The organism is uncultured Cloacibacillus sp., from assembly GCF_963926575.1.
Lineage (GTDB): Bacteria > Synergistota > Synergistia > Synergistales > Synergistaceae > Caccocola > Caccocola faecigallinarum.
In genome coordinates, this window is the sequence record NZ_CAWUXW010000003.1 from 606,417 (window position 1) to 631,334 (window position 24,918).

Annotated in this window: 21 protein-coding genes; all 21 read right to left on the reverse strand. The window is 61.9% G+C overall.

All coding sequences use genetic code 11. The features are described 5' to 3' along the window. Nucleotides 1-4: 4 nt before the first annotated feature. The gene (gene moaA / locus ABGT66_RS08030) at nucleotides 5-985 is read right to left on the reverse strand and encodes a GTP 3',8-cyclase MoaA (protein ID WP_346690006.1); all 981 of its coding nucleotides are present in this window, start codon (nucleotides 983-985) and stop codon (nucleotides 5-7) included. After that, the gene (locus tag ABGT66_RS08035; protein WP_346690008.1) at nucleotides 976-2,889 is read right to left on the reverse strand and encodes a molybdopterin biosynthesis protein; all 1,914 of its coding nucleotides are present in this window, start codon (nucleotides 2,887-2,889) and stop codon (nucleotides 976-978) included. The genes moaA and ABGT66_RS08035 overlap by 10 nt, the downstream gene beginning before the upstream one ends. Beyond that, nucleotides 2,880-4,118, reverse strand: coding sequence for a molybdopterin molybdotransferase MoeA (locus ABGT66_RS08040; protein WP_346690010.1), 1,239 nt, complete (start codon nucleotides 4,116-4,118; stop codon nucleotides 2,880-2,882). Before ABGT66_RS08040 ends, ABGT66_RS08035 begins: the two co-directional genes overlap by 10 nt. Before the next feature lie 82 nt (nucleotides 4,119-4,200). Further along, a complete protein-coding gene (locus ABGT66_RS08045) occupies nucleotides 4,201-4,863 on the reverse strand; it encodes an SPOR domain-containing protein (protein WP_346690011.1) in 663 nt (220 codons plus the stop codon). A gap of 42 nt (nucleotides 4,864-4,905) precedes the next feature. Then, nucleotides 4,906-6,324, reverse strand: coding sequence for a radical SAM protein (locus ABGT66_RS08050; RefSeq protein WP_346690013.1), 1,419 nt, complete (start codon nucleotides 6,322-6,324; stop codon nucleotides 4,906-4,908). Between the two features lie 111 nt (nucleotides 6,325-6,435). Further along, the gene (gene ftsZ / locus ABGT66_RS08055; protein ID WP_294194041.1) at nucleotides 6,436-7,755 is read right to left on the reverse strand and encodes a cell division protein FtsZ; all 1,320 of its coding nucleotides are present in this window, start codon (nucleotides 7,753-7,755) and stop codon (nucleotides 6,436-6,438) included. 27 nt (nucleotides 7,756-7,782) lie between these two features. Beyond that, nucleotides 7,783-9,132 carry a cell division protein FtsA gene (ftsA, locus tag ABGT66_RS08060; RefSeq protein ID WP_346690016.1) on the reverse strand — a complete coding sequence of 450 codons (1,350 nt, stop codon included), beginning with the start codon at nucleotides 9,130-9,132 and terminating at the stop codon, nucleotides 7,783-7,785. Between the two features lie 108 nt (nucleotides 9,133-9,240). Further along, nucleotides 9,241-10,104: a hypothetical protein gene (locus tag ABGT66_RS08065; RefSeq protein ID WP_346690017.1), complete on the reverse strand. Its 864-nt coding sequence runs from the start codon at nucleotides 10,102-10,104 to the stop codon at nucleotides 9,241-9,243. Continuing rightward, on the reverse strand, nucleotides 10,076-10,960 hold the full coding sequence (gene murB / locus ABGT66_RS08070; RefSeq protein WP_346690019.1) for a UDP-N-acetylmuramate dehydrogenase: 885 nt from the start codon (nucleotides 10,958-10,960) through the stop codon (nucleotides 10,076-10,078). Before murB ends, ABGT66_RS08065 begins: the two co-directional genes overlap by 29 nt. A 1-nt stretch (nucleotide 10,961) precedes the next feature. Next, nucleotides 10,962-12,374, reverse strand: coding sequence for a UDP-N-acetylmuramate--L-alanine ligase (gene murC, locus ABGT66_RS08075; protein WP_346690020.1), 1,413 nt, complete (start codon nucleotides 12,372-12,374; stop codon nucleotides 10,962-10,964). Nucleotides 12,375-12,395: 21 nt separating this feature from the next. After that, entirely contained in the window at nucleotides 12,396-13,481 is a 1,086-nt protein-coding gene (locus tag ABGT66_RS08080; RefSeq protein WP_346690022.1) for a UDP-N-acetylglucosamine--N-acetylmuramyl-(pentapeptide) pyrophosphoryl-undecaprenol N-acetylglucosamine transferase, read from the reverse strand. Next, the gene (locus ABGT66_RS08085) at nucleotides 13,459-14,616 is read right to left on the reverse strand and encodes a putative peptidoglycan glycosyltransferase FtsW (protein ID WP_346690024.1); all 1,158 of its coding nucleotides are present in this window, start codon (nucleotides 14,614-14,616) and stop codon (nucleotides 13,459-13,461) included. Before ABGT66_RS08085 ends, ABGT66_RS08080 begins: the two co-directional genes overlap by 23 nt. A gap of 3 nt (nucleotides 14,617-14,619) precedes the next feature. Next, nucleotides 14,620-15,993 (reverse strand): UDP-N-acetylmuramoyl-L-alanine--D-glutamate ligase, encoded by a 1,374-nt coding sequence (gene murD, locus ABGT66_RS08090; RefSeq protein ID WP_346690025.1) that lies wholly within the window; start codon nucleotides 15,991-15,993, stop codon nucleotides 14,620-14,622. 56 nt (nucleotides 15,994-16,049) lie between these two features. Beyond that, nucleotides 16,050-17,078, reverse strand: coding sequence for a phospho-N-acetylmuramoyl-pentapeptide-transferase (locus ABGT66_RS08095; protein WP_346690027.1), 1,029 nt, complete (start codon nucleotides 17,076-17,078; stop codon nucleotides 16,050-16,052). 2 nt (nucleotides 17,079-17,080) lie between these two features. Next, entirely contained in the window at nucleotides 17,081-18,475 is a 1,395-nt protein-coding gene (gene murF / locus ABGT66_RS08100; protein WP_346690029.1) for a UDP-N-acetylmuramoyl-tripeptide--D-alanyl-D-alanine ligase, read from the reverse strand. Next, entirely contained in the window at nucleotides 18,475-19,977 is a 1,503-nt protein-coding gene (locus tag ABGT66_RS08105; protein WP_346690031.1) for a UDP-N-acetylmuramoyl-L-alanyl-D-glutamate--2,6-diaminopimelate ligase, read from the reverse strand. Before ABGT66_RS08105 ends, murF begins: the two co-directional genes overlap by 1 nt. A gap of 41 nt (nucleotides 19,978-20,018) precedes the next feature. Then, a complete protein-coding gene (locus tag ABGT66_RS08110) occupies nucleotides 20,019-21,701 on the reverse strand; it encodes a penicillin-binding transpeptidase domain-containing protein (RefSeq protein WP_346690033.1) in 1,683 nt (560 codons plus the stop codon). Then, nucleotides 21,688-22,095 (reverse strand): hypothetical protein, encoded by a 408-nt coding sequence (locus ABGT66_RS08115; RefSeq protein ID WP_300264229.1) that lies wholly within the window; start codon nucleotides 22,093-22,095, stop codon nucleotides 21,688-21,690. Before ABGT66_RS08115 ends, ABGT66_RS08110 begins: the two co-directional genes overlap by 14 nt. After that, nucleotides 22,076-23,029 (reverse strand): 16S rRNA (cytosine(1402)-N(4))-methyltransferase RsmH, encoded by a 954-nt coding sequence (gene rsmH, locus ABGT66_RS08120; protein WP_346690035.1) that lies wholly within the window; start codon nucleotides 23,027-23,029, stop codon nucleotides 22,076-22,078. Before rsmH ends, ABGT66_RS08115 begins: the two co-directional genes overlap by 20 nt. After that, a complete protein-coding gene (gene mraZ / locus ABGT66_RS08125) occupies nucleotides 23,026-23,451 on the reverse strand; it encodes a division/cell wall cluster transcriptional repressor MraZ (RefSeq protein WP_346690037.1) in 426 nt (141 codons plus the stop codon). The genes rsmH and mraZ overlap by 4 nt, the downstream gene beginning before the upstream one ends. A gap of 390 nt (nucleotides 23,452-23,841) precedes the next feature. Further along, nucleotides 23,842-24,810, reverse strand: coding sequence for a mechanosensitive ion channel family protein (locus ABGT66_RS08130; RefSeq protein WP_346690039.1), 969 nt, complete (start codon nucleotides 24,808-24,810; stop codon nucleotides 23,842-23,844). Nucleotides 24,811-24,918 lie beyond the last annotated feature (108 nt).

Sequence of the window (24,918 nt, forward strand, 5' to 3'; positions counted from 1 at the left end):
GTTTTTAACCTCCGATTCCGGACATGCGGAGCGTCCCGGTCTTTACGTCGCTCCAGCAGCGCGGCTTGGCGCGCGCCGCGGAGAGCAGCGTTTCGCGCAGCGCATCCGCGTCCCTGCGTTCTATTATATCCTTCAGCGGCGTTTCGTTCTCGCTGAAAAGGCATGTCCGCAGGCCGCCTTCCGCCGAGACGCGCAGGCGGTTGCAGCTTTTGCAGAAATGGTTCGAGACGGCGTCGATTACGCCGATTCTGCGCCCCGTCGCTTCGTTGACGAAATACTGCGCCGGACCGTCGGAGTTTGTGCCGCCGCGCTCTTCCTTTATCCAGCGGCCGCCGGGGAGCATGGAGAGGATTTCTTGCCCGCTTATGAAGGCTTCCTTCGTCCACACGTCGTCCTCGAGCGGCATGAATTCTATGAGCCGCAGCAAAAGGCCGTGCTCCTCCGCAAATTCAAGCAGCCGCTCCACTTCTCCGTCGTTGAAGCCGCGGATGAGCACCGTGTTGAGCTTTATGTTCGAAAGCCCCGCGCGCTTCGCAGCCCTGATTCCCGCGTAGACGCGCTCAATGTCGCCTATGCGCGTGATTTTGCGGAATTTCTCCGGGTCGAGTGTGTCGAGGCTGATGTTGAGCGAGTGAAGCCCCGCCTGCGCGAGCCCCTCCGCGTATTCCTCAAGTAGCGAAGCGTTGGTCGTGAGGGCAGTTTTTATATGCGGCATCTCGGCGTGAAGGCTCTGCAAAAACGGCACAAGCCCTTTGCGCACGAGCGGCTCGCCGCCCGTGAAGCGGAATTTTCCCACGCCGAGCTCCGCGAAGGCCCCGCACAGAAAGGCGATGTCCTCGTAGCGCAGTATGTCCCTGTGGCTGAGGCATTTGACGCCCTCCTCCGGCATGCAGTAGGTGCAGCGGAAGTTGCAGCGGTCCGTCACCGATATGCGGACGTAGTTCAGCCTGCGCCCGAAGCCGTCGACGAGCTCGCCTAGGGCCATCTGTAGCCGCCCATTTCCTCGACCTTCGCGCGCCACTCCGCGTCGTGCAGGCTGTCGAGCAGCGCGACAATGCCGGGATGGTTCATGTATTCCTCTGGGATGACGAGCTCGTAGGGCTCTTCGGTCAGCGGGATGAAGTCGAGGCCGAGCGCGTCGGCGGCGGATTTTATGCCGAGCGTCGCGTCGGCGAGGCCTGTGTAGACGCGGTTCGCCGCCTCCATGTGCGTCGTGCATATCTGCGAATAGCCCTTTATTTCGTCCGCGGGCTTTCCGTGCTCTTTGAGCAGGTGGTCGAAGAGGACGCGCGTCCCCGCGCCGGGCTGGCGGTTCGAAAATACCACGTCCTTTTCGCAGAGATCCGCGAAGTTGTGGATTCCCTTCGGATTGCCGCGCGCGACGATGATTCCCTGCGTCCGGTAGAATACGAGGACGCGGTTCCATTTTCTGCCGTTCGAGAAGCGCTCTATGAAAACGTCGTTGTAGCCGCCGGTCGATTCGTCTAGCAGATGCGCCGCAGCGAAGTGGCATTCGCCGCGCGAGAGCGCCGCAAGGCCGCCCATGCTGCCGACGGTGCGCGAGGCGAAGTCCGCGCCGCGCCGCCGGACGGGCGTCACGAGCAGCTGTATCGCGGGGTCGTCGGAGCCCTGGAAGAGCGCGCGGCGGTCGTAGTCGACTTTGCGCGTCATCCACAGGTTTATCTCGGTCTCTTTCTCACATTCGAGCGCCGAGGGCGGCAGCATCGCTATCGCGTCCGACTCGGCGAGCGCCCAGAGCACGCTCGCGCCGGAGGTCAGCGCCCAGGCGTAGAGCTTGTCGCCGACGCGTGCCGTTTTGACGCGCAGCCATTCTTCTATGCCCGCGGGCGAAGAGTGCTGGACGAGCAGCTTTGCGGGGCGGCTTTCGAGCGTTCCTATCGCGTCCTTTATCATTTCCGTCTGATCCGCCGCGCGGCCCGTGAGCAGGCGCAGCAGAGGATAGACGAGCGACCAGAGCGTGACCGCGGTGGACATCGGGAAGCCGGGAAGGCATATAACGGGTTTGCCGTTGATGGCAGCCGCCATCGCTGGACGGCCCGGCTTGACGCGCACGCCGCGGAACAAAACTTCGCCGAGCGACTCGAACACTTCAATCGTGTGGTCGCGCCGCCCCTTCGCCGAGCCCGCGCCGACGAGGACTATGTCGTACTCCTTCGCGCCGCGCTCGACGTATTCTTTCAGAATTTCAAGATTGTCCGGGAGCACCGGCGCGACGTCTATCGAGCAGCCCCAGCGGCGGAACGACGCCGAGATGAACAAGGAGTTGCTCTCCGCGACTGTTCCCGAACGCTGCTGCTCGCGCGCGAGCCACTCGTCGCGCGGTATGATTTCATCGCCGGTCGGGATGAAGAGCGTCCTCGGCGCGCCGTAGACTGGGACTTCGTCGATTCCGGCGCAGAGGAAGAGCGAGATAAGCGCGGGAGAGACGGTCTCGCCTTCGCGCGCGATTATCTGCCCCGCCATCACATCCTCGCCGAGCGGGCGGACGTTCGCCGAAGGCGTCAGCGGCTTGAAAACGGAGAGCGTCTCGCCCTCCATAGACGAATCCTCCACCATGAGCACGCAGTCGGCCCATTCCGGCAGGGCCGCGCCGGTGTTCATCCACTGCCACTTCCCCGCCCCGACCTTAGCGGGCGTCGCGGCGGACGCGCCCGCCGTATCGGCTGAACGCAGCGCGTAGCCGTCGACCGCCGAGGCCGCGTAGTGCGGCACGTTGCGCCCCGCCAAGATGTCCTCGGCGAGCACATGGTCGAGAGCCGCCGTGATTTCCATTTTCGTCTTGAATTTGTCCGCGTCCTTCGCGAACCTCGTCTCTAAAATTTTCCACGCTTCCGCGAGCGTGATATGTTCGGGGAAATTTACCGCCATAGCCACACCTCCGCAAATTCTCCCGCGCGCGCGGTCTCGCGGTCCTCGGGTATTCTGATGAAGCCGCACGCGCCCGATAGTATCGATATATAGCCAGACTTCGCCGCGAGCGGCGAGACTGTGCCGTCCGCGTTCACGGCGCAGGGAAAGAACTCCTCCGGCCCCGTGCGCGCCGCAAGGTCGCAGGAAAGCGGCATCCGCGTCCGCGTCCAGCACTCGCGCTCCTCCGCGCCTATGAGACGCAGAAGCAGCGGAATAAGCACCGTAAAGCCTACGGTGAAACACGAAAGCGGGTGTCCCGGCAGGCTGACGGCGAGCTTATGCGCCGCCGCGTCCGCCGCTATGAGCGTCGGCTTTCCCGGCGCGACGTTGATTCCTCGCACAAGCAGCCCCGGCTCCGGCAGCGACTCGAAGAGCCGCGAGCAGTGGTCGCGCACGCCGACGGACGAGCCGCCGCTCAGAATCAGGACGTCACAGGCGGCGAGCTCCTCGCGGAAGCGGCGCTCGAATTCCGCGCCGTCGTCAGAGGCTATGCCCCTGTACTCGGCGGGAAAGCCGAAGCGCGAGAGCAGCGTCTTGACGCTCCATCCGTTCACGTCGCGCACCGCGCCAAGGCGCGGGTTCTGCTCCTCGGCGGGCACTATTTCGTCGCCGGTCGATAAAATTGAAATCTTCAGGTCCGCGACGGGCAGTTTTGCGCGGCCTATAGCGGCGAGGACGCTTATCGTCCGAAAGTCTATGAGGCTTCCCGCGGGAAGGAGCTTCTCGCCCTCGGCGACCTCCTCGCCCCTGCCGATGACGTTCTCTCCGGCCTGCACGCCGCGCCGTATCTCTACCCAGCCTCCGGCCTCGGAGGTGTCCTCGAGCATGACGACGGAGTCCGCCCCCTCCGGCAGCATTCCGCCGGTCGGTATCGGGCACGCCTCCGTCAGCGAGAGCTTGAAGTCCGGCGCTTCGCCCATGCGCACCTCGCCCTTCTTCGAAAGAAAGAGCGGCGTGCCGGGCGTCGCGCCCGCCGCGTCGAGATGGTTCACGGCGTAGCCGTCGCGCAGGCTGCGGCTGAAGGGCGGATAAGGCGCGGGGCTCACGACCGCTTCCGCGCAGCGGCGGCCCGCGGCTTCGCCGAGCATTACTTCCGTTTTTTTATAATTCCATGGGAAATTGAGACGTTTTTCTATTTCGTCGAGCGCGGCTTCGCGCGGCGCTACCTCTTTTACAAAACCCGCCATAGGATCAGCGACCTTTCGTAAGCTTTTGCATAAAGAAGGCCGGCTTCGCTTCCGTTTGTCGGAAGGAGGCCGGCTGTGATATCTATTTCACGGAGACGACGTAGACGGGGAATCCGGCTGCGGCGAGCTTCTGCGACAGCGCGCGCGCCTCGTTCTTGTCCGCGTGTCCGCGCACCCTGACCTTGTAGAACGGCTTGCCGTCGAGCTTCTCGTCCACGACGTAGGCAGAATAGCCCTTTTCGCGCGCCTGCTTCACCGTCAGCTCCGCGCCGGAACGCGCGCGGAACCCGCCTATCTGCACGTCCCACCTCGGCCCGGAGGACTGCGACGGCTTCGGCTGCTGCGTCACTGCCGGTTTCGGCTTCGGCTTTTCCGCAGGCTTCTGGACGGGCTTCGTCACCGCGGGCTTCGGCTTTTCGGCCGGCTTCACGGTCTCCGCGGGCTCAGGCTTCTGCTCGGCGGGCGGCGTCTCGGGCGTTATCGTCGAAGTGTCGTCCATGTCGTCGATGGGCGGCAGCTCGTCGCCGTAATCGTCTCCGCCCTCATAAGGCTCCGTAACCGCCGGAGGATTGACCGTGCTCGGCAACGGATGCTGTTCCTCGCGCGGCGGCGAGAAGAAGAAAAGCTTTATGCTGAAATAAAAGAGCGCGAGCGCCATGACGACCGCCACCGGCATTATCAGACGGCCGAGGATGTTCGACGCCGTGCTTTTTTCCTTGAAATTGCGAGTCCTGCGAGTGACCATGAAGAGAATACCTCCGTACCTGTTCCGGACGCGCCGCGCCCGCTAGATGAACCTCGCGATCTCCTCCGCCGCCCGCGCCCTGTCCCCCTCGGGCAGGCGCGTTTCGCCGTTTTCGACGGCGGCGGCGAGGGCCGCGCTTTCTTTATATCCGTACCATGCGAGACGGAATTCCGTCTCCGCTTCCTTGACTCCGGTGAGACGGAGCTGCGGGGTCTTCTTCGTTATACTCCGCATCTCCTTTTTTATTTTCTCATATTTTCCTTTAATTGTGCGGACTTCGGCGAAATTTTCCGCGCTCCACGGCGTCCGCGGCTTCGGGACGAACGGATTGACGGAGAGCGTGAGCGCGAGCCCCGTCTCGTCGATTATGCGGCGGCATAACGCCGTTATCGCGGATACGTCCTCGTCCGTCTCGCCGGGGAGGCCGACCATGAAGTAGAGCTTCGCCTTGTCGATGCCGAGGCCGCGCGCCATCGCGAGCTTTTCGACGACGAGGTCGTTCGTGAACTTCTTGCCGCATGCGAAGCGCAGGCCGTCGCTTCCGGTCTCCGGCGCGACTGTGACGCTGCGCCGTCCGCTCTCCGACGTCGCCGTTATCATATCGGGCGTGAGCCTGTCGAGCCGCAGCGACGCGAACGATACGCCTATTTCTTTTTCTCTGAGCTTCGCGAGAAGCGGCGCGATGAACGGGTAATCCCCCGCCTCGGGCGTGACGAGCCCCGCCTGCGGAATGTCGAAGCGCGCTGTTATATCGTCGACGGCCTTTTCCACCGCCTCGAACTTCCTGAAACGCATACGCCCGAAGCACTGCGGGAGGGTGCAGTACGAGCATGAGCGCGCGCATCCGCGCTGAAGCTCGAGCAGCAAGGTTTTGCCGAAGGCCCCGCGCGGCGTCGTCCAGACGCTGTGCATCGGGTACGGCCCGTCGAGAGAAAGCTCGCGCGCTATGCGCAGATTATATTTTTCGAGCCCTTCGCGCGCGTGCAGCGGCGGGACGAAAACCGTCGGAAGCTCCGCGAGCTCGCGCCACAGCTTCGCGCGGCTGCCGCCGCCGTAACGGCGCAGAACGTCCGCAATGCCGCCCATGACGTCCATGCCGTCGCCGAGCACGACGAAATCGCAGACGCCGGAGGCCGCGAGCGGGTTGATGTAGGTCAGAGCGCCGCCCATGCCGACGACGGGAAAGCCGCCCTCTTCGCGCTCCTCGGGAAGAAGAGGAATACCCGCGCCGCGCAGCCATCTGAAGAAAACAGGGATGTCGCATTCGTAGGCTATGCTCGCCGTTATCACTGGAAAGCGTTCGAGCATCGTGTCGGCGTCGGCGGAGCGGTACGGCACAGGCGAGGCGAAGAAACGCTCGGCGGCCGCGCCGAGCTCGCGCAGCGTCTGAAAGACGTACTGATAGCCGAGGCTCGCCGAGCCGATGGAATAGTCCGCCGGATAAAAGAGAGCCCAAGGCAAATCTCCTCCCTTGGGCAGTTCTTTTATCCATTCTTCGTCTCTTCTGTACTCGTCCCAGCTCTGCCAGGCCGTGACCTTGGCGGGACGGGCAACGGACGCGCGCTGTTTTTTTCAGGAGTCGCGCCTCCGTCTCAGGAACGACGGTGTGTCGTACTGGTCTACCGGCGCACCGCTTCTCTGGAAGAGGTCCTCGTCGCCCTGCTGCGGCGTCACGGGCTTCACCTGCTCGACCTTTTTAGGCTGCGGCTCGGGCTGCTTCTCCGGCTCTGGAGCCTTTGGCTGCTGCGGGGCGGCCATCTTCGAGGCTGTGTAGTTGTTGAGGTTCTTCACCGCCGCGATGTCGAGCCCCTGCGTCGTCACGCCAGTCGAGGCGGGACGCTGCGGCTGCGCGGGCTGCCTGTGCGGGAAGGCGGTCCTCGCCGGAGGCGTCTGCGGAGCGGGCTCCGGTTTTTCGTCCTTGTCGTCGAAGCCGGTCGCGATTACCGTAATCTGTATCGCGTCCTCCATTTCGGGGTCGAAGACGTGGCCCCAGATGATGAAGGCGTCCTCGTCGGCGGCCTCTGTGATTATGCTTATCGCTTCGTTTATCTCGTGGATGCCGACGCTCGCGCCGCCCGTGATGTTGAAGAGGATGCCCTTCGCGCCGCTCATACGGCAGTCCATGAGCGGGCTGTTGATGGCGTTGTAGGCGGCCGTGGCGGCGCGCTTCTCGCCGTAGCCCTCGCCGATGCCCATAATCGCGGTGCCGGCGTTCGACATGATCGTCTTGACGTCAGCGAAGTCGACGTTGACGAGGCCGGGACGCTTGATGAGGTCCGTCACGCCCTGAACGGCCTGATGAAGGACGCCGTCCGCCATCTTGAAGGCGTCGTTGACCGAGGTCTTCTTGTCGGTGACGTTGAGCAGCCTGTCGTTCGGTATCACGATAAGCGCGTCGACCTTGTCGCGCAGCTGCTCGATGCCCATGTTCGCCTGGCGTATCCTGCGCCGGCCCTCGAAGGTGAAGGGCAGCGTGACGACGGCGACGACGAGCGCGCCGGCTTCCTTCGCGATTCCCGCGATGACGGGCGCGGCCCCGGTGCCGGTGCCTCCGCCCATTCCGGCGGCGACGAAGACCATATCCGCCCCTTCGACGACGGAGCGCAGCTCCTCGCGCGACTCCATAGCCGATTTGCAGCCGACCTCTGGATCGGAGCCCGCGCCGAGCCCCTTCGTCAGCTCCTTGCCGAGGATGATGCGGCACGAAGCCTCGGACAGTTCGAGGTGCGCGATGTCGGTGTTCGCGGCGATGAATTCAACGCCTGTGACGCCGCCGCGGATGATGTGGTTCAGCGCGTTGTTGCCCGCGCCGCCGACGCCTATGACCTTGATGACCTCACGCGCCGGGAAATTCGATTTATCTAGCTGGAAAATTTCGGACATTGAATCCATAACTCAAACCTCCGCACAAAACCGCCTCTAAAAGAGGTCCTTGAACATATCGCCTATCGACTTCAAGGGGTTGAAGCCGCCCTCTTTCTTTTCCTTCGGGCCCGCCTGCGAGCCTTCGCCGACCGGCGGCGCGTAGACCTGCATCTTCGGCGCTTCCGCCTTTCCGCCGCCTATCGCCGGATTGTCGAGGTAGCGGAACGGGTCGCGCTCTCTCGTCAGGATGTATTTGATTATCCCCGCCGCCGAGGAATATTCCTGCGTGTTGCGTCCCGGCGGCATACGGTTAGCGTCGACCGGCATCGCTATTCTCGCGGGAAGGTCCATGACGTCGAGCATAAATTCGTCGATGCCCTCGGTCTTGGAGACGCCGCCCGTGAGAAGCATCCCGCCAGGCAGCAGCGCGACGCGCGAAGCCTTTATCTGCGGCTTCACGAGCTCATCCGCGAGCTCCTCGAGACGGCACTTGACAATGTCGTAGAGGTCGGCCTTCGATATGTCGAACTCGCGCGAGCTGTGCGTGAAGCTTATCATCTCGTCGGGCGCGAAGTCGGGGCGCAGCGAGACCGTGCGCTTGAGCTCCTCCGCCTTGTTGAGCGGAAGGCGCAGTACGTTGCCGAGGTCGTTCGTTATGTGGTCGCCGCCTACGGGGATAAGCCCGAGATGCTTCGGCCGTCCGTCGGCGAATACCGCGACGCCCGTAGTGCCGCCGCCGATGTCTACGACCGCGGCTCCCGCGAGCGCGTCTTCCGGCGTAAGCACGCCGAGCGCTGCTGCGAGCGGCTTTATGACGAGGCCGTTAACATCAAGGCCCGCGCGGCTGACGCAGTTCATGACGTTCTGTATAGTCGCCGTCGGCACTATTATCGACTGCACCTCGATGTCGAGGCGCATCGCGTTCATGCCCAGCGGGTCGTCGATGCCGACGTTGCCGTCGAGAGAATATTCGACAGGTATCGTGTGCAGTATCGTCTGGTTCGCGGGGACGACGACGTCGGCCTGCGCCGCGTCTATGACGCGCTCGATGTCGAGGCGCATTACGGGGCGCGGCGTGCGTCCGAGCGAGACCATGCCCTTCGAGCGGACGCTCGTCACCTCTCCGCCGCCGAAGGCGACAGTGACCTCGCCGATGTCCTGCCCTACCATGTTCTGCGCGTCGCTGACTGCCTGCCGCACAGACTTCACGGCCTGGTCGAGGTTGACGATGAGCCCCTTGCGGATTCCGTTCGACGGAGCCTGCCCGACACCGATTATCTGCGCCTCGTCGCCCTCGGCGCCGCGCTCCGCGACTACGACTGTGACCTTGCTCGTTCCCAGGTCGAGGCCGACGAGCAGGTCCGGTTCTATATCATGACGGTAGCTTGAAGTCTTCTTAAACAAATTAAAACCCCTCTCTCTAGGGATATAATCTCACGTCTATTCTACCTTATAAACCTTCTTATATAAATATATTCGCGCCCTTGGAGTAAGGTCAAGGACGTTGTTTTTTTATTTTTTCGCGCCTTCCGCCTTCTTTTCCTCCTTTTCGCCCGCGCCGGTGTTGCGCAGCAGTATTTTCTCCTTGTAGGTGCAGTCGATGAAGATGTCCGGCGGCATATTTTCGAGCGCGCCGTAGAGCTTTCTCACCGCGAGCACGGCTTCGGCCCAGCGCTCCGCCTCGTCGGGGAGCAGCAGCTGCGCGCCGTTCTCCTTCGTGCCTGGGCGGTAAAGGATAAGCCGCACGACGGGCGTCCCCTCCTTCACTCCCGCCTGCACGTATTTGACGTATGGCGCGAGCTTTAGCGCGTTGATCTGCGCGTACCAGCGCGAGATGAGCGCGAGCGGGAGGCTCGAGTGGAAGACGTTGCCCTCGGAGTTCGCCATGTCTATAGGCGTCGCGCGGTCGGCCCCCCAGGCGAGCACCGGGCGCTTGTCAGCGCCGCCGCCGTCGACGAGCCTGTTCTCCGCGAGCGAGGCGAGCCAGAGCTTGCCTTCCGCGGACAGATACCAGAAGCGGCCGCCCCAGTAGACGCGGTAGACGGGGACGAGCGGGCGCGCGCTTACGAGAAATTTGCCCCAGCCCGTGAGCGACACGTCGATCTCTACGGGATAGTAGGCCTCTATCAAAGCTTTATACTCTTTGCGGTGCAGCCAGAACGACGGCCAGAAGCGCTCGCGCTCCGACGGTATAGTCCCCCACAGCACGTACTGCGGAAGGGCGTTCGCCGGCCTCTGTTCTATGAGGCTGACGCGCGAAACCGCGAAGCGCGCCTCGGCGGCGGCGAGCAGCCCCGCGGCGAGCGCGCAGAGGATTATCAGAAATTTTTTGAGCTTCCTCCTGCGTCTAAAACGCCCCAAAGAATTTGATTTCATATTCCAGCTTTATCCCAAACTCGTCAAAGACGCGCGCGCGGCACATCTCCGCGAGGCTGAAAATTTCGGACGACGACGCGCCGCCGCGGTTTTCGATAAAATTCGCGTGGTGCTGCGAGACGGCGGCGTCTCCGACAGAAAGCCCCTTGCAGCCGCACTTGTCGAGAAGCAGCCCAGCGGGAGCCTGCGGCGGATTTTTGAATACGCAGCCCGCGGTCTTCGCGCCTATCGGCTGCCCCTTCTTGAGCGACGAATAATGTCTTATATTGTTGATAATATTATCTTTGGATGAAAACGGGACGCGCAGGAAGGCGCGGGTTATCATAAAGGGCGCTTCGCCTCCCCACGGCGACGCGCGGTAGCTCCAGCTGAGCTCGCCGGTCTCCCATAGGCGGATTTCGCCGCGGTTCGAGACGGTCTCTATCCTTTCGACGAGCGGCGCGAAGCTTACGCCTCCGGCTCCCGCATTGCCGCAGAGCGCACCGCCGACGGTGCCGGGGATTCCGGCGAGGAACTCGAAGCCGCCGAGATTTTTTTCAACGGCGAGCGCGAGCAGCTTTTTGACGGGAAAGCCCGCCTCAATCTCAGCTTCGGCGAATCCGCGCGCCTCGGTCAATTTTATGCCGGTCATGCGCGCGCAGGAGACGACGCCCGCTTCGAGCAGCCCGTCCTGGACGAGGACGTTCGACCCGCCGCCGAGCACGTAGACCGCGCCATCAGACGCGGCTCCGGAACGCGCGAAAGCGGCGGCTTCGTCCGCCGAGCGCGGCGAGGCGAGCCAGAGGCAGCGGCCTCCGCTGCCCCACGTGTTGAGCTCCCTCAGCGAGAAATTTTTGAAAACCTCGCAGGCCGCCATATCAGGCCGACATCTCCCCGAGCTTTTCGGCGATTTTCTGTCCGAGCGTGCCGACAGAGCCCGCGCCTATCGTGAGGATGATATCCCCGGAGCGCGCGGCCTTGCAGACTGATGTGATGAGGTCGTCGAAGTTGCCGGAGAGCTCGTAGTGCGAGCGCATGTCGTCGGAGGCGGCGTCGAAGATGAGCTGCGACGAGACGCCCTCCATCGGCCGCTCGTCCGAGCCGTATATGGGCAGTATAAAAGCTCTGTCCGCAAGCGAAAGCGCCTCTGCGAACTCTTTGTAGAGCGCCGCGGTGCGGCTGAAGCGGTGCGGCTGGAAGACCGCGACGATACGTCGGTCGGGGAATATCCTGCGCACGGTGGAGAGCGTCGCGGATATTTCGTTCGGGTGATGCCCGTAGTCGTCGTAGATCATTATGCCGTTGACCTCGCCCATCTTCTGGAGGCGGCGTTTTGCGCCGCGGAAGCTCTTGAGCCCCTTGAGTATCGCTTCGTGCGCTATCCCCATCTCGTGCGACGCGGCGTAGGCGGCGAGCGAGTTCAGCACGTTGTGCTCGCCCGATACGGAGAGCTCGACGAGGCCGAGGTTCTTTCCGTCATGGAAGAGCCTGTAGCCGACGCCGCCGCCCTCATGGTGCGACACTTCCGCCGCGCCCCAGTTCCACGTGCGGCCCCAGCCGTAGGTCTCTATCGTGCCCTTCACGTCGTATTCCTCGCGCAGGCGGCGGATGCCCCCGTCCTCCATGCACATGATGATTTTCCCCTCGCGCTTTGAATTCGAGAGGAACTCGGCGAATGCGTCCGTCACCGACTTGAAGGTCATGTAGTGGTCGCGGTGGTCCCAGTCTATGTTCGTGATTACGGAAATTTCAGGATGGAAGTAGACGAACGAGCGGTCGCTCTCGTCGAGCTCGGCGACCATGTAGTCGCTCTGGCCGAGCTTCGCGTTCGTGCCTATCTGGAGCACGTCGCCGCCGATCGCTATCGTCGGGTCGGCCCCGGCTTCCTCGGCTATGAGCGAAATCATCGACGAGGTCGTCGTCTTGCCGTGCGTCCCCGCGACGCCGACGCCGCGGCGGACGTTGAATATCTGGCTCAGCACCTCGGCGCGGCGCGAGACCTGTATGCCCTGCTGCCACGCCTTGAGTATCTCGGGGTGGTCGTTCGGTATCGCGCTCGAATAGACGAGTACGTTCGGCATGAACTCGTCTATGTGCTTCGCTTCGTGTCCTATAATTACAGGAATGTTGCGTTCTTCAAGATGCTTTACGTACGAGGTCTTGACGGCGTCGCAGCCCGAGACCTTGCAGCCTATCTGGTCGAGCAGCAGGGCGAGCCCGCTCATGCCCGCGCCGCCGATGCCCATAAGGTGGATGCTTTTATTTTTAAGGTTTACGTCCCTGTTCTCCATCTTCGCGACTTCTCCCTTCGCCTATACCGCGGGAAAGAGCAAGCTCCACAGATTTTCGCAGATCGCCCCTCCGCGTCCGCGCAAATCTCCCGCCCTGTCGTGATTTTTCCCCTTTATCCCGTTCAACCTGACGAGCGACGAGACGAGCGCTTCGTGTCCGTCGTTCTCGGTCCATATCATTCCTTCGTTTTCGCCCGCAAAGGCGAGCGCGTTGTGAAACTGGTGGTTGTCCGCTGCCTGCATCCACGGCACGACGAGCGCCGGCAGGCCGAGCACCGCGGCTTCCGTCAGCGTCGAGCCTCCGGCGCGCAGCACAAGCATGTCCGCGAGGCCGTAAAGCTGCGCGGCGTCCCAGACCTTGGGCAGCAGCCATACGTTTTCCGAAGGCCGCTCAATCTTGTCCGCGACCGCGGCGAATACGAATGTCCAGCTCTTGAAAGCTTCCTCCCCCGCCGCTCTGCACAGCTCGTCCTTCACGGCGCGGCTGCCGAGCGAGCCCGTCATCACCACGACGACGGGGCCGCCGGGAGCTTCGCCCTCCAGCCCTAAATTTTTCCACGCTTCGCCGCGCGCGGGAAGCGCAAAATCGCGCACGGGGACGCCCGTGCGGATAAATCTCTTATTCGGCAGCGGCTCGCATTCGCTCCAGCCGCTGTAAATTTCCATCCCGAGCTTCGACGCGAGGCGAGTCACCTTTCCGGCGCGCGCGTTCTGCTCGTGCAGCGCGCAGCGCACGCCCGCGCGGCGGCAGGCCATTATGACCGGCAGCGAAAGATAGCCGCCGAAGACGAGCGCCGCATCCGGGCGGAAATCTTTTACGAGCGACGCCGCCTTGCCGTAAGAGGCGAGCAGCGCGCGCATACGCGCGAACTTCTGCCCCATGCCGCGACCCGCAAGCGGCGAGCCGTCGACGGGCAGCACGACGGGCTCCGCCTGCGCCGCCGCGTAAATCTCGCGCTCAAGCGGACGCGAGCCGCATACGTACCGCACCTCGCATTCCGCATGATTTTTATTTATCCACTCGCCGAAGGAGAGCGCGGGCCATATATGGCCGCCCGTGCCTCCCGCGGCGAGTATTATCTTTTTAGGCCGCGATTCGGCGGTCATCGTCCTCATCCTCCAGGTAGCTGTCCTTTTCGAGCCTCAGTATCAGCCCGACGCGCGCCCACATCGTGACGAGCGACGTTCCTCCGTAGCTTATGAAGGGCAAGGCCATGCCCTTGAGCGGCATCATCTTCGTAACACCCGCGATATTTATGACGAAGGGCAGAAACACCGTCAGCGTTATCCCCCATATCAGCGACGCCTTGAAATCGTCCTGCGTCCTGAAATATGCTGCGCGCGTCTGCAAAATCCAGAAGCCGAAGAGCGCGAGCACGCAGGCCGTGCCGATGAAGCCGAGCTCCTCGCCTATCGCTGCGTATATAAAGTCTGTGTATGCGGCGGGAAGGTAGTTCAGCTTCTGAAAGCCGTGGCCGAGCCCCGAGCCCCACATGCCGCCGTTCGCGAAGGCTATCAGCCCCTGAATAGCCTGAAAGCCCTTGTTGAGCGGGTCGGCCCACGGGTCGAGGAAGGCGAATACGCGCCTCATGCGGTAGGGCTCAAGCAGTATCAAGAGCGGGAAGGCGACGCCGCCGATGAAGCCTCCCGCTATCAGCGGATAGCGCCAGCCGATGCGCTCTACGTACATCCCCATCGCTACTGTGAATATAAGTATCGTCGTGCCGAGGTCCGGCTGCGCGAGCAGCGGAAGAGAGGTAAAGACGACCAGAATAAGCACGCGCGTGAAGGTTTTCAGCGGATCGCGGTCGCCGTCGCGCGTCAGCAGCTTCGCTATATGAAGCGCGAGAGCGAGCGCGAGAAGCTCGCCGGGCTGGAGCGACACGCCGAGGCCGGGAAGCCGTATCCAGCGGCTCGCACCGCCCGCCGCGTCTCCGATTCCCGGAATCAGCGGCAGCCACGTCATCAGCCACATCATTATGTATAGCGGCGCGGAGAAGCGCTTCCATATACGCACGGGCACGGAGTAGACGAAGAACATGCCGAACATCGCGATGGCGAGCCAGCGCAGCTGGCGCAGCCCCGTCTGGAACGGCGTGCCGGTCAGCACGAACGAGTTCGGGCTCGTCGTCGACGTGATCATGAGGATGCCGACGCCGCTCAGTATGAGCGGTATCACCCAGATGAAGGGGTTCGCCCTGTATCTGTGTTCGTTCGGCTCTTCCTGCCCGCGCGGAATCATCTGCTAGCCTTCCGACTTGATTATCTCTTCAACGACGCGGCAGAAATCCTCGCCGCGCGCCTTGTAGCTCGGGTACATATCCCAGCTTGTGCAGGCCGGCGAAAGCAGCACCGTGTCGCCCTCCTGCGCGAGCTTCCATGCCGCGCGGACGGCTTCGTCCATATCTTTTACGAGGCTGTAATTTTCAAAGCCCGCGGCGGCGAGCGCCGAGGCGATTTTTTCCTTTTCAGTGCCGAGTATGACGGCGGCGCGGGCGTTCTCTTTCACGGCCTCCGCGAGAGGGTCGTACTCCTCGCCCTTGCCCTGTCCGCCGAGTATCATAACCTTCGTGCCTGGCAGCGAGGTCATCGCGGTTATCGAGGCGGCGACGTTCGTACCCTTCGAGTCGTCGACGAAGGTCACGCCGCGCAGCTTTCCGGCGAAGGCGCAGCGGTGCTTCGGCGGCACGTAGGAACCCATCAGCTCCGGCGTTATCTCGGGCGTGTTGAATATCGCGAGCGCCCCCGCCGCCATGGCCGCGTTCTCAAGGTTGTGCCTGCCGAGCAGCTTCACGTCGTCGAAGAGGAAGAGCCTGTGCTTCATGCGGCAGCCGCCGCCGTTGATCCACGCGGCGCCGACCTGCTCGTCGAGATAAATTCCCTGCGCGTGCGGGTCGTCCTCGTGCCACGCGAGCGGGAAGCACTCCACGCCGTCCTTGATATGCAGCGCCTCTTCGTCGCGCTTCTGGTAAATCGCCGCGCCGCCGGGCGCGAGGCAGTTTATGAGGTTGGCCTTCGAGGCCACGTAGTTTTCGTATGAGCCGTGCCAGTCTATATGGTCGGGCGCGAGGTTCGTAACTATCGCGAGGTCGCACATGAATTCGCGCGCCCAGTAAAGCTGGAAGCTCGAGAGCTCCAGCACGATGAAGTCGTAGTCGCGCCCCGCCGCGTGCGCGACGGCGTTGCCTATATTTCCGCCCGTCATGACGGAATATCCGAGCTTTTCAAGGAAATAGCCTATCATCGAGGTCGTAGTGGTCTTTCCGTTGCTTCCCGTCACGCCGATGACGATGCCCGAAAGGTAGGGATTTACGAAGTCAAGCTCGCCCGTCACCCTCATGCCGCGTTTTATGGCCTCCGCCACAATCGGAGCCTTCGGCGAAATTCCCGAGCTGACGACCACCTCGTCGGCCTCGAGCGCGCGCTCCGTGTTACCGCCGCACTCGTAATCTATTCCGGCGCTTTCGAAGAGCTTCTTCGTCTCTTCGGGCAGCTCCTTCGCGTCGGAGACAAAGACCTTCGCGCCGAGCTTCGCCGCGAGCTCAGCGAGCGCGCGTCCGCTCACGCCCGCTCCGACGACCGTTATCCTTTTGCCCTGAATCTGCGATTCCTCACACATCTGACATCACCAGCAGCTTTCTTTATTAAAACACCAATTTGTAATGATAGCTCAAATCAATAGGCGAACACAATATAGGCCATGCACAAAATTACGACGCCTATCAGATGGATTATCCAGAAGCGCGTAACTATCTGCGTCTCCTTCCAGCCCGACATCTCGAAATGATGGTGAATCGGGCTCATCTTGAAGACCTTTCTGTGGAAGCGGCGTATCGCGACGATCTGTATCGCGACGGAGCAAATTTCTACGCCGAAGAAGAAGCAGACGGGAATGATATAAAAGACCGCGCCGGAGCAGATGCAGAGTGAGAGCATGAGCCCCGCGAGGAAGTGCGCGCCGACGTCGCCCATGAAAACGGAGGCCGGGTTGCAGTTGTGCCAGAGGAAGCCGAGGCAGAGCGCTATCGCCATAAGGTTGTACAGCACCGCCGACGTGCTCATACCGGCGCAGAATGCAGTCAGCGGCAGAAGCGCGACGAAGGTGATGAACGAGCAGCCCGCGGCGAGGCCGTCGAGGCCGTCGGTCACGTTGACGGCGTTCTGGAGGCCGACGCCTATGAAGGTCACGACCGCGACGAATACGACGAACGAGCGCATCACGCCTATATCGGCATAGCCTACATAGAAGTACATCCACGCGGCCCACGGCAGCGTCACAAGTATCTGAAGCGCGAGCTTCTGCTTGCTTGTGAAGCCGTCGCTCGAGTGGCGGCGGTATTTCAGCCATTCGTCGGCGAAGCCGACCGCGCCCGCGAGAATCGGATATGAGAGTATCGCGGCGGAATTGATCAGCGTCGCGCAGAGACGCCACCAGTCAAAAATACTGTCTTCCCTCGGAATGAATAAGAACGCGCCGCTCTGCCACATCCACAGCATAACCACAGGCACGCAGAGCAGCGCGACTGCGGCGAAGACAACTCCGCCCATCGTCGGCGTGCCGAGCTTCGTCTTCTCGTGCCACGCGGGGCCGTAGAGCTTCGTCACCTGCTCTATCTTCTCCTTGTGCATCACCTTTATCCACCAGTTCTGGAGGAATATCTCGGCGAAAAAGACGAAAAGCAGAAAAAATATGACGAAAAGCATCTTTATTCCTCCGTCAGAGCCACGACGGCTTTCTTCAAGCCGTAGGAATTCGAGCCTTTGACGAGGATGAGGCCGCCCTTCGCGCTTTCTTCCAGCGCGCGCGCAACAAGTTCGTCAAGCGTTTCGCACAACCTGACGTTTGGGGCCGCCTGCGCGCCGCATGCCCTCCATTCCTCTCCGAGCAGCAGGACGGAGTCGAAACCGGCGGCGGCTTCGAGAATTTCGCGGTGCCACTCGGGCGCGCTCTCGCCAAGCTCGCGCATTCCTCCGAGCGCGGCGCATTTGCGCAGGCCGAGGCTCTCCGCCGCAACGCGCGCGTTTCGTATCGCGGCGCGCATCGAGGCGGGGTTCGCGTTGTAGGCCTCGTCGATGACCCAGACGCCGCGCGCCGTGCGGCGGCAGAGGCCGCGCCCGCCGAGCTGCGCCATGGAGGCGAAGCCGCGCGCCGTCTCCTGCGCGCTCACGCCGCAGCTCTCCGCCGCGGCGAGGGCGAAGCACATGTTGTACGCGTGCTGCTCGCCGAAGAGCGGCGCGGAAAGCGTAATTTCCCGTCCCGCCTCGCGGCAGCGCACGGAGGCCGAAGGGCCGCCTTCGCTCAAGGTCACGCGGCATTCTTCAATTAAAATTTCAGCGCCCGCTTCGCGCCCGACGCCGATTTTTATAACGTTATCATAATTATGGGACATTACCTCGCGCAGCAGCGCGTTGTCGCAGTTGAAGATGATTTTCTTAAGCTTAGCGCTTCCGCATATTTCGAGCTTCGCGCGCAGAACGCCCTCAACGCTGCCGAAGCCCTCCAGATGCGCTGGCGCCACCTCGGTTATTATCACGGTCTCCGGCGGGAAATATTTCACCATCTCGGCTATTTCGCCGAAGTGGTTCGTCCCGAGCTCGAGGACTAGCGCCTCCGTCTCTTCCGCCATAGAAAGAACTGTCAGCGCGCAGCCGATGATTGTGTTGAAGCTGCGCACGGCGCTGTGGACCTTGTACCGTTGGGCCAGAGCCGCGGCGGTCAGCTCGCGCGTAGTCGTCTTGCCGACGCTGCCGGTTATCGCGATAGCCTTCGGCGCGACGCGGCGCAGGTACTCCGAGGCGGCGAGGGCGAGCGCCTCCTCCGTGCGGCGCTCCGTCACGATGAACGAGACTCCGGGGAAATCCGCAGGGCGGATTCCCGCGCCTTCAAGCCCTTCGCGCTCCGCGAGGACGACGCGCGCGCCCTGCTCAGCCGCCTGCTTTATGTAGAGATGTCCGTCGGTCTTCGCCCCGCGTATGGCGGCGAAGCCGTCGCCCCCGCGCACCTCGCGGCTGTCGCATCTCCACGCGCGCGTTGCTTCCGCCTCCGGACCGTATGATATTCCGCCGCAGGCCGCGGCGGCGTCGGAGACCATGAAAGCCATTACAGTATCTTCCTTCCGCGCAGCGCGCACCAGTCGCCGACGACTTCCTTATCGACGAGATGAATCGGCCCGTCCTTCAAAATCTGCTTCGTTTCCGGGCCGCGCCCCGCGATTACGACGACGTCGTCCTCGCCGGCCATGTCGAGCCCTTCGTAGATCGCCTCGCGGCGGTCCGGCGTGACGCTGTAGGGCGTGTCGTGCTTCTGCACGCCGGGCAGTATTTCGGAGATTATCGCCATCGGCTCCTCCGTGCGCGGGTTGTCCGACGTTACGATTACGTTGTCGGCGAGCCGTGAGGCTATCTCGCCCATGATGGGGCGCTTCGTCCTGTCGCGGTCTCCGCCCGCGCCGAAGACGGCGATGAGCCTGCCCTTGCATATCGGCCTTACGGCGGTCAGCACCTTTTCCAGCCCGTCCGAGGTGTGGGCGAAGTCTATGACGCAGGTGCCGCCGCCCTCGATTTTGTAGCGCTCGAGACGCCCCGGAACCTGCGGCATATGCGCAAGCGCGTCGAGCGCGCAGTTCGCAGATACGCCGACGGACCATGCGAGCGAAAGCGCCTGGAGCGCGTTCAGCACGTTGTAGCCGCCGAGCAGCGGCAGCTTCAGCGCCTTAACGCCGCCCGCGCCGGGCATCTTTATCTCAATGTCGAGGCCGTCGAGCGAGAAATTTTTTATCGATGCGAAGAAGTCCGCGCTCTCGTCGAGCATCGCGTAGGTTATCGCGCGCTTGCCGAGGAAGTCGCGCAGCCTGCGCCCGTATTCGTCGTCGATGTTCACGGAGCCCTGCCAGTTGTTTCTCATATATTTTTCGAAAAGTATTTTTTTCGCGTTGAAGTAATTTTCCATAGTTTTATGGAAGTCGAGGTGGTCTATCGTGAGATTCGTGAAGCCGGCCCTGTCGTAGGCCGTTCCGCTGACGCGCCCCTGCACGAGCGAATGCGACGAAACTTCCATGACGCAGGCCTTGCAGCCGTTCTTCACCATGCGCGCGAAAAGGTTCTGCAGGTCCGCGCCCTCGGGCGTAGTGTGCTCGGCCTCCTCTATGACCGCGCCGTCGTCGTATATGACAGTCCCCGCGAGCCCAGTCTTTATTCCGCAGTGGTTCAGTATCGCCTGAGTCATGAAGGCCGAGGTCGTCTTTCCGTTTGTTCCGGTCACCGCTATCATCGTCATCCTGCGCGAAGGCTCGTCGTGTATCATCGAGCAGACGTAACCCATCGCGGAGCGCACGTCTGGCGTTATAATCTGCGGGACGGGCGCGGCGCTCTCGCGCTCGCAGAGCACAGCGGGCGCGCCCTTCGCGACGGCCTGTTCTATGAAATTGTAGCCGTCGGCGTGGTCTCCCTTCGCCGCCGCGAACATAAGCCCCGGCGCGGCCTTGCGGCTGTCGCAGACCATCCCTTCAAGCTCCACGGAATCTATGTCGCAGCCCTCGGGGATATGGATGTGTTTGTCTAGCGGGCTTTTATCCAGAATATGAACGAGTTTCCTGAAATTCATCAACGGCATCTCCTTTTTGCGTTTTATGCTCAAACCGCAGCTCAGTCTGACAGCTGCACGACGTCTTCCACTATATTCTTAAATACCGGAGCGGCTACCTGCCCTCCGTAATATTGCTTGCCTTTCGGCTCGCCTATGCTTATCAGCATAACATAACGCGGCTTCTCCGCGGGCCAGAATCCGACGAAGGAGGCGACGTACTGCCCCTTCGTGTACTTTCCGGACTGCGCTATCTGCGCCGTGCCCGTTTTGCCCGCTATCTCCGTCCTGTCGCTGTTTGCGAGGCGTCCGCCGCCCTCCGCGACGACGCGGCGCATCGCGCCCCGCACGAAGTCGGCGGTCTCCTTTGAGATAACCTGATAGCGCACACGGCGCTCGCCCTTATGTATCAGCTTGCCGGTGCTGTCGCGCACCTCGGCGACGACGTAGGGCTTCAGCAGCTTGCCGCCGTTCGCGATGCTCGCGATCGCCATCACCTGCTGTATCGGCGTCACCGCTATACCCTGACCGATGAATATGTTCGCTGGCACCGTGCCGAGCCATTCCTCCGGCTCCTTTATGAGGCCGGCCTCCTCGCCCGCCATCTCGACCTCGCTTTTCTCGCCGAATCCGAACTGCCGCAGCATTCCGTAGGCCTGGTATTTCGGCACGTTCATCGACATCAGCGACATGCCGATATTGCACGAGTTCATCAGCACCTGTTCGAGGTTCTGCACGCCGTGCGCGCGCTTGTTGACGTCGCTCATGGTTTTGTCGAAGAGCTTCATCGTACCCTTGCATTTATAGGTCGTCGAGCGCGACGTCGCGCCCGTTTCGAGCGCTATCGACATGGTGATGGGCTTGAATATTGAACCCGGCTCGAATACGCGGCCGAGCGCGTTGTTGCGCACCGCGTCCGTGTTGGAGAGATTTTTTCTGTCGTTGGGGTTGAGCGTCGGATAGCTTGCGAGCGCGACTATCTCGCCGCTGTACGGGTCCACGCAGACGCCCGCGGCCCATCCCGCGTTCACGGCCTTCGCGCCGTCGCTGAGACGCCATTCGAGTATCTGCTGGATTCTTGAATCTATCGTAAGCTTTATCGAGCCGGCCGTGTCCTTGACTATGCCGGACTTGCCGCCCATTATGTCCATCGTCTTGCCCTTCGAGTCGCGCGTAAGGAAGCGCGTGCGCGGCGGCGAATAGAGTATATGGTTCCAGGCCAGCTCGACGCCGGCCTGTCCGTATTCGTCTATGTCGCAGAAGCCGAGCACGTGAAAGGCGAGCGACTCGTGCGGGTATATTCGCTGTTTTTCGGAAAGCGTGTAAAGTCCGGGAATTTTCTTAGCTTCGAGCGAGTCGGCCTTCTCTTTGGGGAGATTGCGTCCGACCCAGTGGAAGCGCCCGGGGAGCTGGCTCGAGAATTTTTTTACCGTCTCTTTGCCGAAGGTCGGCGCGAGCTTGTCCGCGCTCGCGGGGTCCCAGTATTTCGGGTCGATGAAGAAGCTCGTCGTCGGCACGGAAATCGCGAGCGGGATGCCGTTCCTGTCCTCGATGCGCCCGCGCGAGGCGCTGACCGCGACGTTGGCCCAGTACTGCTTCTGCGACTGCTGGACTATGCGGCGGTCGGGCCAGAGCTGAACCTTCGCCGTCCCCGCGGCGAGCACGCACAGCACCGCGACGACGGCGAACCATATAGAATGTGAACGTCTCGGCCCGTCATCCTGCGGACGCTTAATCCTTGGCATGCGCCCTGTTCACGAACGGATTCAGGTTATCGATGAAGCCGCCCTTCGCCTCCGCCGCCGGAACAAGCCCCGCGTTGGCCATCATGACGGCCCTGCTTTCTATTTTTACGACCTTGATGTTCTCGGCGTTGTTCATCCCGAGATTCGTGCGGGCGTAGCTGTATATCCTCGCGGGGGAAAGGAGCTGCGCGTAGCGGCGCGAAAGCGCGAGGTTTTCCTCGCGGCAGGCCTCGATGCGTCCCGAGGTCTCCGAAATACGATGCTCGAGATAAAGCCCGTAGAGGCGCAGCGTGCCGAGCGCCGCCGCGCATAAAAACACGCAGAGGAAGCTCAGTACGAACAGCGAAGAATGTCTGTTGCTCTCGCACTCGTGCTTATGCCCGTTCCGGCGCATCGTCCAGTCCCTCCTCTTCGTCAGTTTCTTCTTCGTATTTCTGGAATATCCGCATCTTCGCGCTCCGCGACTTGTGGTTCAGCTCCGTCTCCTCTTCCGTCGGGAGAAGCGGCTTTCGCGGATTCGGCTCGCCCGCGCCGTCGTCCTTCCATTTTCGGAACCGGTGCTTCACCATCCTATCCTCGAGCGAATGATACGAGATGACTATAATCTTCCCGCCCGGATTCAGTATCGAAAGAGCGCCGTCGAGCGCCTCGTCGAGCGCGCCCATCTCGTCGTTCACCGCTATCCGCAGCGCCTGGAAGACGCGCCGCGCCGGGTGTCCGCCCATCTTGCGCTGCACGGGCGCGGGAAGTATTTTTCTTATGAGCTCCACGAGCTCCGCCGTCGTCGTCAGCGTTCCGCCGTGCTCGCGGTTGCGGACGATTCCCTTCGCTATCTGGAAGGCGTAGCGCTCCTCGCCGTAGTCTTTGAATATGGCCGTCAGCTCCGCGATGTCCGCTTCGGCGAGAATGTCCGCCGCCGTCCGCCCTTCGGCTCCGGCATCAGCGTTCATCCTCATGTCGAGGGGGCCGTCGTTCTGGAACGAAAATCCGCGCTCCGCCTCCGTGAGCTGCAAATTGGAAACCCCGAGGTCGAAAAGCACGGCGTCCGCTCCAGCGAAATCCGGCTCGTCCGCAAGCTCCGCCATGCGGCGGAAGTTGTCGGCTACAATCGTCCATCTTCCCGCGAACGGGGCGAGGCGCTCGGCCGCTATCTCGCGCGCTTCGGCGTCCTGGTCGAAGCCGTAGAGCTTCGCGGACGGGAACGCTTCGAGTACGCGCGAGCTGTGGCCCGCGAGGCCGAGCGTCGCGTCGACGAATACGTCCAGCTTCTCAAGAGAAGCGGCCGCGGCGAGAACTTCGTCAAGCATTACGGAGGTGTGCTCTTTCATATCTCTTCAAGCTCCTCCGCCATGTCGCTGAAATCTGCGAGAACCTCCGCGCGGTGCTCTTCCCATTTCGCCGTGTCCCAAATTTCAAGATGGTCCTCGGCTCCGATCAAAGTGACCTCAACCTCGGCGCCCGCGTAGTCGCGCAGTATCTGCGGCACGAGGATGCGCCCGGCTCCGTCGATCTCCTGTTCGGTAGCCATCGAGAGGAGGACGCGGCGGAAGTCGCGGGCTTTTTTCTTGAACGAGGACAGGTCTTTCAGCTTTTCGAGAAGCTCTTCCCAGCGCGGTACGGGATAAAGGGCGATGCAGCGGTCTATTCCGATGGTGGCCACGACCGACGAGCCGAGTTCCCCGCGGAACTTGGCGGGCAGGACTGTTCTGCCCTTGCTGTCGATCTTGTGGTTGTAGCTTCCCACCAACATCTATAATACCCCCACTTTATGCCACTTTATTCCACTACGCAACACATTAACCTCTAGCACGGCAATCCGCAACGCTTTGAAATATAAAGCGGTAAACATAATTAAGACTATAGACCTATTATTTTTGTAGTCTGGATTTATTCAGTGACAGAGCGGATTTTTCGAGTTTTGGGATTTTATGATGTCTGTCTGTATGCATACAAAGCGATTCATGCAGACTTATATTCTTTAAGCAAGCTCCCAAAAAGCTTAAAAACTTGAAAAAGCGCGCGGCGTTGCGCCCGCAGCGCTTTCCGGCACGAAAGCATGAGCGCGCTGGACGGCGCGAACGCATCAAAAAAGCGCGGCATGACCTCGCCGCGCCGAAATTGCGTGATTGTGTGAAATTTTCTAGCCGCGCTTCTCCTCCGCGCCGCTTCCCTGCTGCGGCGCTGAAGCCGCGGCGGCTGGGCGCAGCGGCTGCGAGCCGATGTAGTTGCTGACGGCGGGATAGGCGAACTTGATGCCAGCGGCGTTGTAGCGCGCGCGGAGCTCCTCGCGGAATTTGTAGCCGACCTTCCACTGATAGCCGGGCGCGGTTTTTATGAGGCAGCGGAATTTTACGCCGTCGGATACGTAGTCCGTGATTCCGCTGAAGGAATAGGGGCCGTATATCTGCGGGTCGCCGCTGTTCACGGTCTCCTCCGCTAGCGCGAGCATTATCTCCTTCGCCTTCGGGTAGTCGGCTTCGTAGGGTATCGTCACGTAGATCGCCGAGTACGACCAGTCCTTCGTGTAGTTGATGACGTCCTGTATCGTACTGTTCGGTATCATGATGAGGTTGCCTTCGAGACTGCGCAGCCGCGTGAGGCGCAGCGTGAAGAGCTCCACCGTTCCTTCGTAGCTGCCGATGCGCACCCAGTCGTTGACGTTGTACTGGTCCTCGACGACTATGAGCACGCCGTTGATTACGTCTTTTATGAGGCTCTGGGCCGCGAGCGATATGCCTAGTCCCGCGATTCCGATACCGGCGAGGACGGGGCGTATGTTGATGCCGACTGAGGCGAGCAGCGCGAAGCACATCGCGAGGCCGAGCGCGGCGCGCGCGAGCTGCGTCGTGAGCTGGCGCAGCGTCGCCATCCTGTATATAACCATGTCGCGGCGCGTCTCGTCCTTGCCGCGCATCGACTGCTTCGCGCGTTCTTCGGCGAGGCGGAAGAGGTGGCGCAGCACGCGCTTTACAAAATTGTCCAGGAAGCACCAGAGGACGAGCGTAAAGACGACGAGCACTATCGTCGCCATGTTTTTCAGAATAAATTCCGCGAGAGCTTCGCCGTTTGCAAGCGGCGTGCGCATCATGATTTCAGTGAAAACCGACAAGATTTCCGCCTCCGTCTCTTCCCGTCGTTCTGCCGCCTATTATACCAAAGCGCCGCGCGCGGGGCGGCAAACGAAAAAACCCGGCCGCGATGCGCAGCCGGGCTTTGC

Coding starts and splice junctions, on each gene's coding strand:
- moaA (WP_346690006.1), bottom strand. CDS start 985: ATGGCCCTAGGCGAGCTCGTCGACGGCTTCGGGCGCAGGCTGAACTAC.
- ABGT66_RS08035 (WP_346690008.1), bottom strand. CDS start 2,889: ATGGCGGTAAATTTCCCCGAACATATCACGCTCGCGGAAGCGTGGAAA.
- ABGT66_RS08040 (WP_346690010.1), bottom strand. CDS start 4,118: ATGGCGGGTTTTGTAAAAGAGGTAGCGCCGCGCGAAGCCGCGCTCGAC.
- ABGT66_RS08045 (WP_346690011.1), bottom strand. CDS start 4,863: ATGGTCACTCGCAGGACTCGCAATTTCAAGGAAAAAAGCACGGCGTCG.
- ftsZ (WP_294194041.1), bottom strand. CDS start 7,755: ATGGATTCAATGTCCGAAATTTTCCAGCTAGATAAATCGAATTTCCCG.
- ABGT66_RS08065 (WP_346690017.1), bottom strand. CDS start 10,104: ATGAAATCAAATTCTTTGGGGCGTTTTAGACGCAGGAGGAAGCTCAAA.
- murB (WP_346690019.1), bottom strand. CDS start 10,960: ATGGCGGCCTGCGAGGTTTTCAAAAATTTCTCGCTGAGGGAGCTCAAC.
- murC (WP_346690020.1), bottom strand. CDS start 12,374: ATGGAGAACAGGGACGTAAACCTTAAAAATAAAAGCATCCACCTTATG.
- ABGT66_RS08080 (WP_346690022.1), bottom strand. CDS start 13,481: ATGACCGCCGAATCGCGGCCTAAAAAGATAATACTCGCCGCGGGAGGC.
- ABGT66_RS08085 (WP_346690024.1), bottom strand. CDS start 14,616: ATGATTCCGCGCGGGCAGGAAGAGCCGAACGAACACAGATACAGGGCG.
- murD (WP_346690025.1), bottom strand. CDS start 15,993: ATGTGTGAGGAATCGCAGATTCAGGGCAAAAGGATAACGGTCGTCGGA.
- ABGT66_RS08095 (WP_346690027.1), bottom strand. CDS start 17,078: ATGCTTTTCGTCATATTTTTTCTGCTTTTCGTCTTTTTCGCCGAGATA.
- murF (WP_346690029.1), bottom strand. CDS start 18,475: ATGGCTTTCATGGTCTCCGACGCCGCCGCGGCCTGCGGCGGAATATCA.
- ABGT66_RS08105 (WP_346690031.1), bottom strand. CDS start 19,977: ATGAATTTCAGGAAACTCGTTCATATTCTGGATAAAAGCCCGCTAGAC.
- ABGT66_RS08110 (WP_346690033.1), bottom strand. CDS start 21,701: ATGCCAAGGATTAAGCGTCCGCAGGATGACGGGCCGAGACGTTCACAT.
- ABGT66_RS08115 (WP_300264229.1), bottom strand. CDS start 22,095: ATGCGCCGGAACGGGCATAAGCACGAGTGCGAGAGCAACAGACATTCT.
- rsmH (WP_346690035.1), bottom strand. CDS start 23,029: ATGAAAGAGCACACCTCCGTAATGCTTGACGAAGTTCTCGCCGCGGCC.
- mraZ (WP_346690037.1), bottom strand. CDS start 23,451: ATGTTGGTGGGAAGCTACAACCACAAGATCGACAGCAAGGGCAGAACA.